Below are 13809 nucleotides of genomic sequence, written 5' to 3' on the forward strand. Positions count from 1 at the left end.
CAGTATCAGGCGTCGTAGTCGACCGTGGCGGTCCCCGACGTCGGACGGGACTGGCAGGTGAGCACGAAGCCGGCCGCGACCTCGTCGTCCTCCAGCGCGTAGTTGCGCCGCATCGTCACCTCGCCGTCGGTCACCTTCGCCCGGCACGTCCCGCACACCCCGCCCTTGCAGGCGAACGGGAGGTCGCCACGGACCTTCTGCGCGGCGTCGAGGACGTACTCCCCGGCCGGGACGGCCAGCGTCGTCGACCGTCCGTTCAGGACGACCGTGACCTGGGCACCGTCGCCGTCCGGTTCGGGCTCGTGGCGGTCGACCTCGGGCGGCGGCTCGTCGACGTAGAACAGCTCGCGGTGCATCCGGCGACGCTCGACACCCAGCCCGCCGAGCACCTCGACCGCGGCCTCGGTCATCCCGAGCGGGCCGCAGAGCCACCAGTCGTCGACGTCGGCGGTGTCGACCAGCGCGGTGAACAGCAGCCGCAGCCGCTCGGCGTCGAGCCTGCCGTTGACGATCTCGGCCTCGGTGGGCTCGCGGGACAGCACGTGCATCAGGTGCAGCCGCGGCCCGTAGCGGTTCTTCAGGTCGGCGATCTCCTCGGTGAACATCACCGTGTCGGTCCGCCGGTTCCCGTAGACGAGGGTGACCCGGGTGTCGTCGTGCGCGGCCAGCAGCGACGCCGCGATCGACAGCACCGGGGTGATCCCGGACCCGGCGGCGACCAGCCCGTGGTGCGTGCCCGCGGCCAGCTCCGGGGTGAACGAGCCGGCGGGCGGACCGACCTCGACGACGTCGCCCGGGGTCACCTCGTCGACCAGCCACGCGGAGAACAGTCCGCCGTCGACCCGCCGCACCCCCACCCGCGGCGCGGTCCCGGCGGCGGAACAGATCGAGTACGACCGGCGCTCCTCGCCGTCGGCGGTGACCTTCCGCAGGGTCAGGTACTGGCCCGGCCGGAAGTCGTAGTGCCCGCGCAGGTCCTCCGGTACGTCGAAGGTGACGGCGACGGCGTCGTCGCAGAGCCGGTCGACCTCGGCCACGACCAGCCGGTGGAAGCCGGCCGGCAACCCGGTCCCCTCCGCCATCAGCGCCTCGATCTCGTCGTCGAGGGCCAGCATCGTGCGCCCGGTGGCCTGGTTGGCGCGGGCCTGCCAGGCGGCCGCGCGGCGACGCTCGCTCATCGTCACAGCTCCTTCATGTGCTCGAACGGCTCGCGGCACGCCGTGCAGCGGCGCAGCGCGGTGCACGCGGTCGGTCCGAAGCGCGACAGCTCCTCGGTCGCCGGCGATCCGCACTGCGGGCACCGCACCACCGACGACGGCGGGTCGAGCGTCAGCGGCACCGGGCCGGCGGTGGTGGGGGCGCTGCGACCGGGCGGGGCGACGCCCGCCTCGGCGAGCTTGCGCCGACCCGCCTCGCTGATCCAGTCGGTGCTCCAGGCGGGGGAGAACACGGTCCGCACCTCGGCGACGGCGTACCCGGCACCGGCGAGGGCGGACCGGATGTCGGCGCGCATCTCCTCGATGGCGGGACACCCGGAGTAGGTCGGCGTGATCGTCACGACCACGCCACCGTCCCGGTCGGACACCGAACGGATCACCCCGAGGTCGTCCAGGGTCAGCATGGGCATCTCGGGGTCGACGACCCGGGCGACGACGCCGCGGGCACCGAGGGCGCGCCCGCCCGGATCGCGGGTACCGGGGTCCGCCGTGGTCACCACGTCGCCCCCGGGTGCCTGCGCGCCAGGCTCTGCATCACCACGAGGGCGTGCTCGAGCTTCTCCGTGTGCAGCCCCTGCCGGCCGCCGCGGCCGCCGACGGTGCCGGTCGGCGGTACGTCCGGGTGGGTCAGCGTGGCCCGCTCCAGGACCTGCGCGAGGACCGCCCCGACCTCCTCGCGGGTGTCGGCGGGATCGACGGCGACCCCAACCGCGACCAGGCGTCGTTCCTGCTCGGTGGTGCGGAACAGCTCCTCCAGGTGCGGCCACACCCACTCCAGCGCGTCCTGCATCCGGGCGTGCGACTCGCGGGTGCCGTCGCCGAGGCGCAGCGTCCACCGGGCGGCGTGGTCACGGTGGTAGGTGACCTCCTTGACCCCCTTCGCGGCGACGGCGGCGACCACCGGGTCCGCGGAGCCCTGCAGCCGGTGCAGCAGCGCCAGGCGCCAGGTGGAGAACACCAGCAGCCGGGCGATGCACCGGGCGAAGTCGAGGTCGTCGGACGGTTCGACGAGCCCGACGCAGCGGAACTCGCCGACCTCGCGCCAGTAGGCGAGCGCGTCCTCGTCCCGGCCGGTGAGGTGCCCGGCGCGGGCGAGCAGCACCCGGGCCTGGCCGAGCAGGTCGAGCGCGGTGTTGGCCAGCGCGACCTCCTCCTCCAGCTCCGGGGCGTTCGAGACCCACTCGGTGAGCCGGTGGGACAGGACCAGCGCGTCGTCGCCGAGCATCAGGCAGTAGTCGGCCAGGTCGGCCGGGTCGACGCCGTCCGGGACGGGCGCGACGATGTCGGCCTCGGAGTCCTCGAAGCCGGACCCGAACGCCCAGCGGGGGTCGTCGCCCTCCTCGGTGAGGCCGTCGTAGACGGATCCGCTCACAGGTGCGGCACCTCCTCCGGGATCGCGTAGAACGTCGGGTGGCGGTAGACCTTGTCGCCGCTCGGGGCGAAGAACGGGTCCTTCTCGTCGGGGCTGGACGCGGTGATCGCCTCGGCCCGCACCACCCAGATGCTCACGCCCTCGTTGCGGCGGGTGTAGACGTCGCGGGCGTTGTGCAGGGCCATCTCGTCGTCCGCGGCGTGCAGCGATCCGACGTGGACGTGGTTGAGCCCGCGCTTGCCGCGGACGAACACCTCGTAGAGCGGCCAGGCGCGACGGCTCGGCCGCTCGCCCTGCCCGGTCTCGACACCCGTCGTCGGGACCGCGCCGTGGCCGCCCTCGGCGCTCATGCTCGTTCCGCGTGCGCTGTTCTCGGTGTTCATGCTCGTTCCGCGTGCGCTGCTCTCGGCGCTCCTGTCCTGCTCGCTCACGCCCGTGCCCCCTGCTTCGCCGCGTAGGCCTGCGCCGCCTCGCGGACCCACGCCCCGTTCTCGTGCGCGCGTCGCCGGTGGTCCAGGCGCTGCCGGTTCGCCGGCCCCGCCCCGGAGACGACGGCGGTGAACTCCGACCAGTCCGGCTCGCCGAAGTCGTGCGCCTGCCGCTCGTCGTTCCAGCGCAGGTCCGGGTCGGGCAACGTGACGCCCAGCACCGCCGCCTGCGGGACGGTCATGTCGACGAAGCGCTGGCGCAGCTCGTCGTTGGTGTGGCGCTTGATGCCCCAGGCCATCGACCGGTGGGTGTTGGGGGAGTCGCCGTCGGCCGGGCCGAACATCATCAGCGACGGCCACCACCAGCGGTCCACCGACTCCTGCACCAGCCGCTTCTGCGCCTCGGTCCCCGCGGTCAGCGCGAGCAGCGACTCGTAGCCCTGGCGCTGGTGGAACGACTCCTCCTTGCAGATGCGGATCATCGCCCGGGCGTAGGGCCCGTAGGAGCAGCGGCACAGCGGGACCTGGTTCGCGATCGCCGCGCCGTCGACCAGCCAGCCGATCACCCCGATGTCGGCCCACGACAGCGTCGGGTAGTTGAAGATCGAGCTGTACTTCTGCTTGGAGTCGATCAGCTTCTCGGTGAGCTCCTCGCGGTCGACGCCGAGGGTCTCGGCCGCCGCGTAGAGGTACATGCCGTGACCGGCCTCGTCCTGCACCTTGGCCAGCAGGATGGCCCGGCGCCGCAGCGACGGTGCCCGCAGCAGCCAGTTGCCCTCGGGCTGCATCCCGATGATCTCGGAATGCGCGTGCTGGGCGATCTGGCGGATGAGCGTCTTCCGGTAGGTATCGGGCATCCAGTCCCGCGGCTCGATGCGCTGGTCCGCCCCGATGGTGGCATCGAAGCGTTCCTGCAGGTCCGACTCCGATGGCGCGGTACTCGTCACTGGACACCTCCGTACCGAATGTTCGTTCGGCTACGAGTGTGGCGGATGGGCGGGGGATCCCGCAACCCCGGTGTCCCGGAGGCGTCGGCACCTTTCCGCCCCAGGCTCGCGGGCCCGGTCGCCCTGGCGGACCCGCTCGCCGAGTCCCCGATGGAGACCCGCATCCGCCTCGCCCTGCACGACCACGGCGTCCGCCCGCCGGTCCTGCAGCACCCGGTCGGGCCCTACCGGCTCGATCTCGCCCATCCCGACGTGCTGCTCGGTAGGGAGTACGACGGCGGACACCATCTCCGACCGCGATCGTGCCCGGACCGACCTGAGGAGGCAGGCGTTCCTGACCGCACAGGGCTGGGAGATCGTCCGCCCCGACCCGCGCACGGTCCTGGCCGCCCCCGACCTCCTGGCCGCCGACATCCGGCACCGCCTCGCCTCCCGGGCGCGGAGCCGGGGCGTCGAGCAGCACGTCTCCGCCCCGCCGGGGGCGGGAACGTGCTGGCCGACCGCTCAGCGGTGCAGGCGGAGCAGACCGGCGTCGGTGGGCGGGAGGCCGCAGGAACGGTGGAAGGGGGTGAGGTGGGGGGCGAAGTCGGCGTGCAGCCAGGTGCAGCCCGCCGCGGTGGCCTCCTCGACGGCCCCGGCGACCAGGGCCCGGCCGATCCCGCGGCGGCGGTACCCGTCCGCGACGACGAGGTCGAGCAGGAAGGCGTGCCGGTCGCCGTCCCAGGCCAGGTTGACGAACCCGACGAGCGCGTCGCCGTCGCGGGCGTCGAGCCAGCTCAGGCTGTGCTCGGCGAGCTGGGCGGACCAGCGGCGCAGCCGCGGGGTCTCGTCGAACCCCGCGGCGTGCAGCGCGGAGAGGGCGACGTCGTCGACCGCGGGCCGGACGCGGACCCGGACGCCGGTCACGGTGCCGGCAGGATGCCGACGAACGCGGCGCGGACGACGTCCTGCGGCAGCGTGGCGGTCCCGGGCCGGCCGGGGCGGTACCACTCGACGATCGAGTTGATCGCCCCGGACAGCAGGCGTGCGGCCAGCGCGGGGTCGACGTCGGAGCGGACCTCCCCGGCGTCGACGGCCTCGCTGACCATGGTGCGCACGGCCGCGTCGAACGAGCGGCGGCGTTCCAGCGCCCAGCGCTCGGTCTCGGTGTTGCCCCGCACCCGGAGCAGCAGGGTCACGTAGGGCAGCTCGGCCATCAGCACCCCGACCTGCGCGGCGACGATCACCCGGAGCCGGGCCGCGGGGGAGCCGGTGCGGGCCTCCGGCAGCTCGAGCACGCCGAACAGTCCGTCCACCGCGCGTTCCAGTGCGGCGCGCAGCAGCGCCTCCTTGCCCGCGAAGTGGTGGTAGAACGACGACTTCGTGATCCCGGCGGCACGCGAGAGGTCCTCCATCGACGTCGCGTCGTAGCCGCGGTCGATGAACTCGCCCACCGCGGTCTCGAGCAGTGCGTCGCGGCCCCCGCTCGGGCGCCGGGCGCGCTTGACGGGGGAGTTCATCGGCCCTCGAAGGTGGGCTTCTTCTTGGCCAGGAAGTCGCTCACGGCCTGCTGGTGGTCGCGCGTGGTCGACAGCCGCACCTGGGCGTCGGCCTCGTACTCCAGGACGGCGGGGAGCTCGTTGACCGCGCCGAAGCGCAGCGCACCCTTGACCTCGGCGTAGGCGCGGGTGGGGCCCGCGGCCAGCCGCCGGGCCAGCTCCAGTGCGCTGTCGAGCACCTGCTCGGCGGGGACGACGTCGCGCACCAGGCCCCAGTTGCGGGCGTCGGAGGCGCTGAACGGCTCGTTCAGCAGCAGCAGCTCCGTCGCCCGGGAGACGCCGACGGCGTGCGCGAGCGAGGCCGCGAGGCCGCTGTCGGTGGACAGCCCGATGCCGGTGAACGCTGCGGAGAACTTCAGGCCCTCCGCCGCGACCCGCAGGTCGGCGGCCAGCGCGATGCCGAGCCCGGCGCCCGCGCACGGTCCGTTGATCGCGGCGACCACCGGCTTGGGCGCCTCGTTGAGCGCACGGATCAGCGGGTTGTAGTGCCGGCGGACGGTACCCAGGGCGTCGACCGGGTCGGCCTCGAGCGCCGCGGCGTGCTCGCCCAGGTCCTGGCCGACGCAGAACGCCTTCCCCGCGCCGGTCAGGACGACCGCGCGCAGCGACCGGTCCGCGGCGACCTCGACGGTCGCGGCGAGCAGCGCTCCCTTGAGCTCGACGGTGAGCGCGTTGTACTTCGCGGGGCGGTTCAGCGTGACCACCGCGACCGACGGGTCGGTCTCGTCGCGGGTCACGAGGACGGCGGGATCGGTGCCGGTGGCGGGGGAGGTCATCCGGTGAGCGTAGCGGCCGACCGAACGATCGGTCTCCGGTGCGACACGAGTCTGGTGCGCCGGCGAGGACCGGTGCTACGTTCTCCCGAACGAACGGTCGGTTCAATGCTGACTTCGAGGACGAAGCGCGACGGAGGCTCGCCGATGACCCTGCTCCGCAGTCACCTCTCCGGTACCTGGCAGACCGGATCCGGGGACGGTCGCCCGCTGTACGACGCGGTGACCGGCGACGAGGTCGCCCGCATCTCCTCCGACGGCCTGGACCTCGGTGCGGCCCTGGCCCACGGTCGCCGCACCGGTGGCCCGGCCCTGCGCGAGCTGACCTTCCACCAGCGCGCCGCGCTGCTGAAGGCGCTCGGCGGGCACCTGCGCGAGCACCGCGAGGAGCTCTACGCCGTCTCCGTCCGTACCGGAGCGACCCTCGCCGACTCGAGGTTCGACGTCGACGGCGGCATCGGGGTCCTGCTCGCCTACGCCTCCAAGGCCAAGCGCGAGCTGCCCAACGACACGATCCACGTCGAGGGCGAGGTCGAGCCGCTCGGCCGGGGCGGGACGTTCCTCGGCCAGCACGTGCTGACCCCGCGCCACGGGGTCGCGGTGCAGGTCAACGCGTTCAACTTCCCGGTCTGGGGGCCGCTGGAGAAGCTCGCCCCCGCGTTCCTCGCGGGCGTCCCCACGCTGATCAAGCCGGCGTCGCCGACCGCGTTCCTGACCGCGAAGCTGGTCGAGCTGATCGTCGACTCGGGTCTGCTGCCCGATGGCGCGGTCCAGTTCGTCGCCGGGTCGCTGGGCGACTGTTTCGACCATCTCACCGGGCAGGACCTGGTGAGCTTCACCGGGTCGGCCTCGACCGCACACACCCTGCGCAGCCACCCGGGCATCGTCCGGAACTCGGTGCGGTTCTCCGCCGAGGCCGACTCGCTCAACCTCGCCGCACTCGGGCCGGACGCCGCGCCCGGGACCGAGGAGTTCGACCTCTTCGTGACCGCGCTGACCACGGAGATGACGGTCAAGGCGGGGCAGAAGTGCACCGCGATCCGCCGGGCCCTCGTGCCGCGCGCGCACGTCGACGCCGTCGTCGAGGCGGTCACCGCGCAGCTGGCGACGGTCGTCGTCGGGGCCCCGGACGCGGCCGGGGTGCGGATGGGTGCGCTCGCGAGCCTGGACCAGCGCGAGGAGGTCCGCCGCAGCGTGAAGGCGCTGCGCGACGCCGGGCGGATCGTGTTCGGCGACCCGGACCACGTCGAGGTGACCGGCGCCGACGCGGACCGGGGCGCGTTCGTCTCGCCGTTGCTGCTGGTCGGCGACCCGGACCGCGCCGAGCCGCACGAGGTCGAGGCGTTCGGCCCGGTGGCGACGGTGCTGCCCTACGACTCCACCGAGCAGCTGATCGACCACGCCGCCCGCGGCCAGGGCTCGCTCGCCGGCTCGGTCGTCTCCGCCGACCCCGGGTTCGTCCGCGAGGTCGTCCTGGGCCTCGCGCCGTTCCACGGCCGCGTCCACGTGCTCAACGCCCGCGACGCCGGGGAGTCGACAGGACACGGGTCCCCGCTGCCCCAGCTGGTCCACGGCGGCCCCGGCCGGGCCGGCGGCGGCGAGGAGATGGGCGGCGTGCGCGGGGTGTTCCACCACATGCAGCGCACCGCGGTCCAGGCCGATCCCGACTCGCTCGCCGCGATCACCGGCCGCTGGGTCACCGGCGCGCGGCGCCACACCTCCGACGTGCACCCGTTCCGCAGGCACCTCGAGGAGCTGCGCCCCGGCGACTGCCTGGTCGCCGGCCCGCGCCGGGTGACCCGGGAGGACGTGGAGCACTTCGCCGAGTTCACCGGCGACACGTTCTACGCGCACATGGACGAGACCGCCGCCGCGGCGAACCCGCTGTTCGGCCAGCGCGTCGCGCACGGCTACCTGGTGGTCTCGCTGGCCGCGGGGCTGTTCGTGGATCCGGACCCGGGCCCGGTGCTCGCGAACTTCGGTGTCGACGGGCTGCGGTTCCTCACCCCGGTCCGCTTCGACGACGAGCTCACCGTGACCCTGACCTGCAAGCAGCTCACCCCGCGCGAGTCCGCGGCCTACGGCGAGGTCCGCTGGGACGCCGACGTCACGCGCCAGGACGGCGAGTCCGTCGCCCGCTACGACGTGCTCACCCTCGTCGCGAAGAAGGACGCGTGATGACGACCGCCACGAAGCGCCTGGGCGACGCGCCCCCGCCTGAGCTGCTGGACCCGGCCGAGCGGATGTCGGTCGACGAGCTGCGCGCACTGCAGCTGGAGCGTCTGCAGTGGACGCTGCGGCACGCCTACGACAACGTGCCGCACTACCGCGCGAAGTTCGACGAACACGGCGTGCACCCCGACGACTGCCGCGAGCTCGCCGACATCGCCAGGTTCCCGACGACGACCAAGGCCGACCTGCGGGAGACCTACCCGTTCGGCATGTTCGCGGTGCCGCGGGAGCGGATCGCGCGGATCCACGCGTCGTCGGGCACCACGGGCCGACCGACCGTCGTCGGCTACACCGCGGGCGACCTCGACCGGTGGGCCGGGCTCGTCGCCCGGTCGATCCGGGCCGCGGGTGGGCGCCCCGGGCACCGCGTGCACGTCGCCTACGGGTACGGCCTGTTCACCGGCGGGCTCGGCGCGCACTACGGCGCGGAGAAGCTGGGCGCGACCGTCATCCCGGTCTCCGGCGGGATGACCCCGCGCCAGGTGCAGCTGATCGGCGACTTCGAGCCCGAGGTCATCATGCTGACCCCGAGCTACATGCTCACCCTGCTCGACGAGTTCGAGCGCCGGGGTGTCGACCCCCGGTCGACGAGCCTGCAGGTCGGGATCTTCGGCGCCGAGCCGTGGACCGAGCAGATGCGCGCCGAGATCGAGCAGCGGGCCGGCATCCACGCCGTGGACATCTACGGGCTGTCCGAGGTCATGGGGCCCGGGGTGTCGCAGGAGTGCGTGGAGACCAAGGACGGCCTGCACATCTGGGAGGACCACTTCCTGCCCGAGGTCGTCGACCCGCTCGACGGCACCCCGCTGCCCGACGGCACCGAGGGCGAGCTGCTGTTCACCAGCCTCACCAAGGAGGGGCTGCCGATCGTCCGGTACCGCACCCGCGACCTCACGACGCTGCTCCCGGGCACCGCGCGGCCGCAGATGCGGCGGATGGCCAAGATCACCGGCCGGTCCGACGACATGATCATCCTGCGCGGGGTGAACGTGTTCCCGACCCAGATCGAGGAGATCGTGCTCCGCACGCCCGGTCTCGCCCCGCACTTCCAGCTGGAGCTGACGACCCAGGGCAGGCTCGACGCGATGACCGTGCGCGTCGAGGCCCGCGGCGACACCCCCGCCGAGCGTCGTGACCCGGCCGCCGCCGAGCTCGTCCGCGCGGTGAAGGAGACCGTCGGGATCTCCGTGACCTGCGACGTGGTCGATCCCGACACCCTGGAACGCTCGGTCGGGAAGCTGCAGCGGCTCAAGGACCGGCGCTGAGGGAATGCCGCGGCACCCCGGCCGGTTGCGGCCGGGTGTGAAGCTGGAGATCTGGTCCGACGTCGTCTGTCCGTGGTGCGCGATCGGGCGGGCCCGGCTGCGGACCGCGCTGGCCGGTCACGCCCACCGCGACGAGGTGACGGTGCGGTGGCGCAGCTTCGAGCTGGAACCGGATGCGCCCCGCGAGCGCGGCGACGGTGCCGAGCACCTCGCCTCGACGTTCGGTGTGAGCGTCGAGGCGGCCCGGCGGATGCAGGACCGCGTCGCCGCCACCGCGGCGCAGGACGGGCTGGAGTTCCACGTCGACCGGGCCCGCCACGGCAACACCGCCGACGCCCACCGGCTGCTCCACCACGCCTGGGAGACCGGCGGTCCTGCACTGCAGGACACCCTGAAGGGGCGGCTGCTGCAGGCCTCGTTCACCGACGGTGAGCCGATCGGCGACCCCGGGGCGCTGGCCCGGATCGCGGTGGACGCCGGTCTCGACGACGGCGCGGTCCGCGACGTGCTCGGCTCCGACCGGTACCTCGACGACGTCCGCGCCGACGAGGACCTGGCCCGGCGACTCGGCATCACCTCGGTACCGTTCCTCGTCGTCGACGACCGCTACGGCGTCGCCGGCGCCCAGCCCGTGGACGCGCTGCGGCAGCTCCTCGACACCGCGTGGGCGGAGCGGGGGACACCCGCCCGGAGCTAGGGCGTGTCTCCTAAGAGGTCGTTTCAGAACGACTTGTCGAGTTTCCATTGACCCCTCGACGACAGATCAAACGGCAGGTCAGATAGCCGCTTGTCGTCTACAACAGACACGTCGACCTCGTTCTGAAATGACCTCTAAGCTTGATCTTTAACCTTCCGGAGCTGCTGCTGGGAGGTTGATGTAGTTCGGGCGGCGTGTCGGCGGGACATGGGTACGGCCACCGCTTGATCATCTTCGGGTTCCTTCCACAGAACATCGAAGACGAAAGCGGTGGCCGTGGTGGTCAGTGTGGCTTCTGCCGGGCCAGTGGTGCTCGGTGACACTCCGGTCGGGCGGGGTGATCTTGCCGGGTTTCGGCAGGAGTTCTACGCGTCGTTGACTGCGCGAGCGGATGCGCTGTTCGAGCTCACCGACGCCGTGTTGTGCGCGGACGGCCCGGTTCGCTCGCTACCGGAGCTGACCTTGGTGGCTGAGCACCGTCGCGGGCACGGCGCGATGTACGACGCGTTGGCCTGTGGCAGGATCTCCGCCCGGAGGCTGCGCCGGGTGCTGGCCGGTCTCCCGTTGCCCCGTGCCGTCGACGGTCGGATCGTGCTCGCCGTGGATGTCAGCCCGTGGCTGCGCCCGGACGCTACGACCAGCGATCAGCGGCTGTTCTGCCATGTCTACGGACGCGGAAAGGGCAACGCGCAGCTGATCCCGGGCTGGCCATACTCGTTCGTCGCCGCCCTGGAGACGGGCCGGACGTCGTGGACGGCGGTCCTGGACGCGGTTCGACTCGGCCCGGCCGACGACGCCACCGCGGTGACCGCCACCCAGCTACGCGCGGTCATCGAGCGACTGACCAGCGCCGGGCACTGGCGCCCCGGGGACCCGGACATCGTGATCGTCACCGACACCGGATACGACATCACCCGCCTCGCCTACGTACTGGCCGATCTGCCCGTCGAGCTGGTCGGACGACTGCGCTCGGACCGGGTCCTGCGCCTGCCCAAGCCGCCACGGCTGCCCGGCACGACCGGGCGCCCACCCAAGCACGGCCCGGAGATCGCCTTGAACCGGCCCGCCACCTGGATCGAACCGGTGCACACCACGACGACCAAGACCACCCGCTACGGCACTGCCGTCGCGACCAGCTGGGACCGGGTCCACCCCCGGCTGACCCGGCGCACGTGCTGGATCGACCACGCCGGCGAACTGCCGATCATCGAGGGCACCCTGCTCCGGCTGCAGGTCGACCACCTACCCGGCGACCGCGACCCGAAGCCCGTGTGGCTATGGAGCTCCGCCACCGACGCGAGCGCCGCCGACGTGGACCGCTGGTGGCAGGCGTTCCTCCGCAGATTCGATCTCGAGCACACATTCCGCCTGCTCAAGCAGACCCTCGGCTGGACAACCCCGAAGCTGCGCACCCCCGAAGCCGCCGACCGCTGGACCTGGCTGATCATCGCCTCCCACACCCAACTCCGCCTGGCCCGACCACTGGCCGCCGACCTACGCCGCCCCTGGGAACGACCCGCCGCCCCCACCCGGCTCACCCCGGCCCGGGTTCGCCGCGCCTTTCGGAACATCCGCGCGCGGACCGTCCTCCCGGCCAGTGCACCGAAACCCAGCCGACCCGGTCCCGGCCGCCCACCCGGCTCCCGCAACCGGCACACCCCGACCAGCCACGACGTCGGGAAAACGGTCAAACGCGACCGCACCATCACCGCGCGACGACAACACACAGGTTAAAAACCAAGCTAAGACGTCGTTTCAGAAGTGGTGGGCCCGGTTCTGCCGGTGACGGCGGGGCTGGCAGCATCGGCTGATGGTCGCGCCTCGTGTGTCTGAGAAGACGAAGATTTTCGAGTTGGAGATCGTCCTGACCGAGGTGGTGCCGGCGGTCCGGCGTCGGGTGCAGGTGCCGGGCGAGGTCGACTTGGCGGTGTTGCACGAGGTGGTGCAGTCAGTGATGGGCTGGACGAACTCTCATCTGCACGAGTTCGAGATCGTCGGGCGCCGCTACGGGATCCCAGACCCGGACTGGCCCGGACAGGATGTCGCCGACGAGACGAAAGAGAAGCTGTTTCGGCTGGTCAAGGCTGGTGACCGGTTCGGTTACGTCTACGACTTCGGTGACAACTGGGCCCACGAGATCACCGTCGAGGCGGTCGCGGCCGTCGAGCCGGGAGTGTGCTATCCGCGATGCGTCGCCGGGCAGGGGGCGTGCCCGCCCGAGGACGTCGGCGGGATCGGGGGTATGAGGACTTCCAGGCCGTGCTCGCCGACCCTGACCATCCCGACCGCGCCGAGCGCCTGGAGTGGGCGGGCGGGCCGTTCGACCCGCACCGCTTCGACCCTGACGAGGCCGACCGGGCCTTGGAGTGGCTGGCCTGGCGGCCGCTGGCCCCGACCTCGTAGGCGAGTGCCTCAGCGAGGGCTGGGTCGACCATCACTTCGGCTTCGGCTTGGTGAGGCGGCGGTGGCAGATCAGGGCGCAGGCCAGCGATAACAGCGCGGTGATCGTGGATTCGGCGCGGTCGTAGCGCAGCGCGAGGCGGCGGAAGTCCAGCAGCCAGGACATGGTGCGCTCGACGACCCAGCGGACCCGCCCGAGCCGGGTGGAGTCCTCGATCCCGCGCCGGGCGATCCGCACCCCGATCCCACGCCCACTCAGGTAGCGGCGGCAGCGGGGATAGTCGTAGCCCTTGTCGGCGTGCACCTTGTCCGGCCGACGTCGCGGACGCCCCGGCTGTCCCGCCCGTTCGCGGACGCCGGGGTTGGTGTCCAGCAGCGGGGCGAGCATCCGACTGTCGTGGGTGTTCGCCCCGGTGACCAGCGCATGCAGCGGGAGCCCGCCTCGGTCGCAGAGCACGTGGTACTTGCTGCCCGCCTTCCCGCGATCGGTCGGCGAGGGCCCGGTGGCCTCGCCGCGGCGCTTGGCCCGCACGCTCACGCTGTCCACCGCCGCCCGCGACCAGTCCAGCAGGCCCTGCTGGGCGAGGCGGTCGAGCATCACCCGGTGCAGCTGGGCCCAGACCCCGGCCTGCTGCCACTGCCGTAGCCGCCGCCAGCAGGTCACTCCGGACCCACAGCCGAGCTCGGCGGGCAGCGCGTTCCAGCTGATCCCGGTCTTGAGCACGAACACGATCCCGGCCAGAGCGGCCCGATCCGGCACCCGCGGACGGCCTGTCCGTCCCCGCTTGTGCTTGCGCGGCTTGGGCAGCAGCGGCTCCACCAGCGCCCACAGCTCGTCGCTCACCAATCGCTCGACACAAGATCGCCGCGCCACGACCGGACATGATCAGCTACCAGCGCCGATCCACACAGGACCGACACGCCGACTTCTGAAACGACC

Annotated in this window: 13 protein-coding genes and 1 pseudogene; 5 read left to right on the top strand and 9 right to left on the bottom strand. The window is 72.6% G+C overall.

The annotated features are described in order from the left end of the window. Window positions 1–5 precede the first annotated feature (5 nt). The 8 genes from paaE to KPF47_RS37640 all read right to left on the bottom strand — a co-directional run bounded on the left by paaE (window position 6) and on the right by KPF47_RS37640 (window position 6278). Entirely contained in the window at window positions 6–1082 is a 1077-nt protein-coding gene (gene paaE, locus KPF47_RS37605) for a 1,2-phenylacetyl-CoA epoxidase subunit PaaE (protein WP_224393195.1), read from the bottom strand. A gap of 98 nt (window positions 1083–1180) precedes the next feature. Further along, window positions 1181–1717 (bottom strand): 1,2-phenylacetyl-CoA epoxidase subunit PaaD, encoded by a 537-nt coding sequence (gene paaD, locus KPF47_RS37610; RefSeq protein WP_374108952.1) that lies wholly within the window; start codon window positions 1715–1717, stop codon window positions 1181–1183. Continuing rightward, window positions 1711–2589 (bottom strand): 1,2-phenylacetyl-CoA epoxidase subunit PaaC, encoded by an 879-nt coding sequence (paaC, locus tag KPF47_RS37615; protein ID WP_224393103.1) that lies wholly within the window; start codon window positions 2587–2589, stop codon window positions 1711–1713. Before paaC ends, paaD begins: the two co-directional genes overlap by 7 nt. Continuing rightward, window positions 2586–2939 (bottom strand): 1,2-phenylacetyl-CoA epoxidase subunit PaaB, encoded by a 354-nt coding sequence (paaB, locus tag KPF47_RS37620; protein WP_308015608.1) that lies wholly within the window; start codon window positions 2937–2939, stop codon window positions 2586–2588. The genes paaC and paaB overlap by 4 nt, the downstream gene beginning before the upstream one ends. Window positions 2940–3016: 77 nt before the next feature. Then, window positions 3017–3964 (bottom strand): 1,2-phenylacetyl-CoA epoxidase subunit PaaA, encoded by a 948-nt coding sequence (paaA, locus tag KPF47_RS37625; RefSeq protein WP_224393104.1) that lies wholly within the window; start codon window positions 3962–3964, stop codon window positions 3017–3019. Window positions 3965–4468: 504 nt separating this feature from the next. Beyond that, entirely contained in the window at window positions 4469–4870 is a 402-nt protein-coding gene (locus KPF47_RS37630; RefSeq protein WP_224393105.1) for a GNAT family N-acetyltransferase, read from the bottom strand. Further along, window positions 4867–5463, bottom strand: coding sequence for a TetR/AcrR family transcriptional regulator (locus tag KPF47_RS37635; RefSeq protein ID WP_224393106.1), 597 nt, complete (start codon window positions 5461–5463; stop codon window positions 4867–4869). Before KPF47_RS37635 ends, KPF47_RS37630 begins: the two co-directional genes overlap by 4 nt. Continuing rightward, complete coding sequence (locus tag KPF47_RS37640) at window positions 5460–6278, bottom strand: enoyl-CoA hydratase/isomerase family protein (protein ID WP_224393107.1); 819 nt, start codon at window positions 6276–6278, stop codon at window positions 5460–5462. The genes KPF47_RS37635 and KPF47_RS37640 overlap by 4 nt, the downstream gene beginning before the upstream one ends. 144 nt (window positions 6279–6422) lie before the next feature. Between KPF47_RS37640 and paaZ the strand changes: the two genes are divergently transcribed. From paaZ to KPF47_RS37665, 5 genes and pseudogenes are all read left to right on the top strand, one after another. After that, window positions 6423–8453, top strand: a complete 2031-nt coding sequence (paaZ, locus tag KPF47_RS37645) for a phenylacetic acid degradation bifunctional protein PaaZ (protein WP_224393108.1) — start codon at window positions 6423–6425, stop codon at window positions 8451–8453. After that, window positions 8453–9772: a phenylacetate--CoA ligase PaaK gene (gene paaK, locus KPF47_RS37650; protein ID WP_224393109.1), complete on the top strand. Its 1320-nt coding sequence runs from the start codon at window positions 8453–8455 to the stop codon at window positions 9770–9772. Before paaZ ends, paaK begins: the two co-directional genes overlap by 1 nt. A 37-nt stretch (window positions 9773–9809) precedes the next feature. Continuing rightward, entirely contained in the window at window positions 9810–10469 is a 660-nt protein-coding gene (locus tag KPF47_RS37655) for a DsbA family oxidoreductase (RefSeq protein ID WP_224393110.1), read from the top strand. A gap of 309 nt (window positions 10470–10778) precedes the next feature. Next, a complete protein-coding gene (locus tag KPF47_RS37660) occupies window positions 10779–12203 on the top strand; it encodes an NF041680 family putative transposase (protein ID WP_224386384.1) in 1425 nt (474 codons plus the stop codon). 76 nt (window positions 12204–12279) lie between these two features. After that, window positions 12280–12872, top strand: a pseudogene (locus KPF47_RS37665) (plasmid pRiA4b ORF-3 family protein). A gap of 31 nt (window positions 12873–12903) precedes the next feature. On the opposite strand, the gene KPF47_RS37670 reads toward KPF47_RS37665, so the two are convergent. After that, window positions 12904–13743 carry an IS5 family transposase gene (locus tag KPF47_RS37670; protein WP_224386569.1) on the bottom strand — a complete coding sequence of 280 codons (840 nt, stop codon included), beginning with the start codon at window positions 13741–13743 and terminating at the stop codon, window positions 12904–12906. Between the last annotated feature and the right edge of the window lie 66 nt (window positions 13744–13809).

It is taken from the genome of Pseudonocardia sp. ICBG1293 (genome assembly GCF_020131355.1).
GTDB lineage: Bacteria > Actinomycetota > Actinomycetes > Mycobacteriales > Pseudonocardiaceae > Pseudonocardia.

What these genes read in the sequence shown, in the direction of transcription:
- paaB (WP_308015608.1), bottom strand. Translation starts at nt 2,939, where the DNA reads ATGAGCGCCGAGGGCGGCCACGGCGCGGTCCCGACGACGGGTGTCGAG.
- KPF47_RS37640 (WP_224393107.1), bottom strand. Translation starts at nt 6,278, where the DNA reads ATGACCTCCCCCGCCACCGGCACCGATCCCGCCGTCCTCGTGACCCGC.
- paaZ (WP_224393108.1), top strand. Translation starts at nt 6,423, where the DNA reads ATGACCCTGCTCCGCAGTCACCTCTCCGGTACCTGGCAGACCGGATCC.
- paaE (WP_224393195.1), bottom strand. Translation starts at nt 1,082, where the DNA reads ATGGCGGAGGGGACCGGGTTGCCGGCCGGCTTCCACCGGCTGGTCGTG.
- KPF47_RS37635 (WP_224393106.1), bottom strand. Translation starts at nt 5,463, where the DNA reads ATGAACTCCCCCGTCAAGCGCGCCCGGCGCCCGAGCGGGGGCCGCGAC.
- paaK (WP_224393109.1), top strand. Translation starts at nt 8,453, where the DNA reads ATGACGACCGCCACGAAGCGCCTGGGCGACGCGCCCCCGCCTGAGCTG.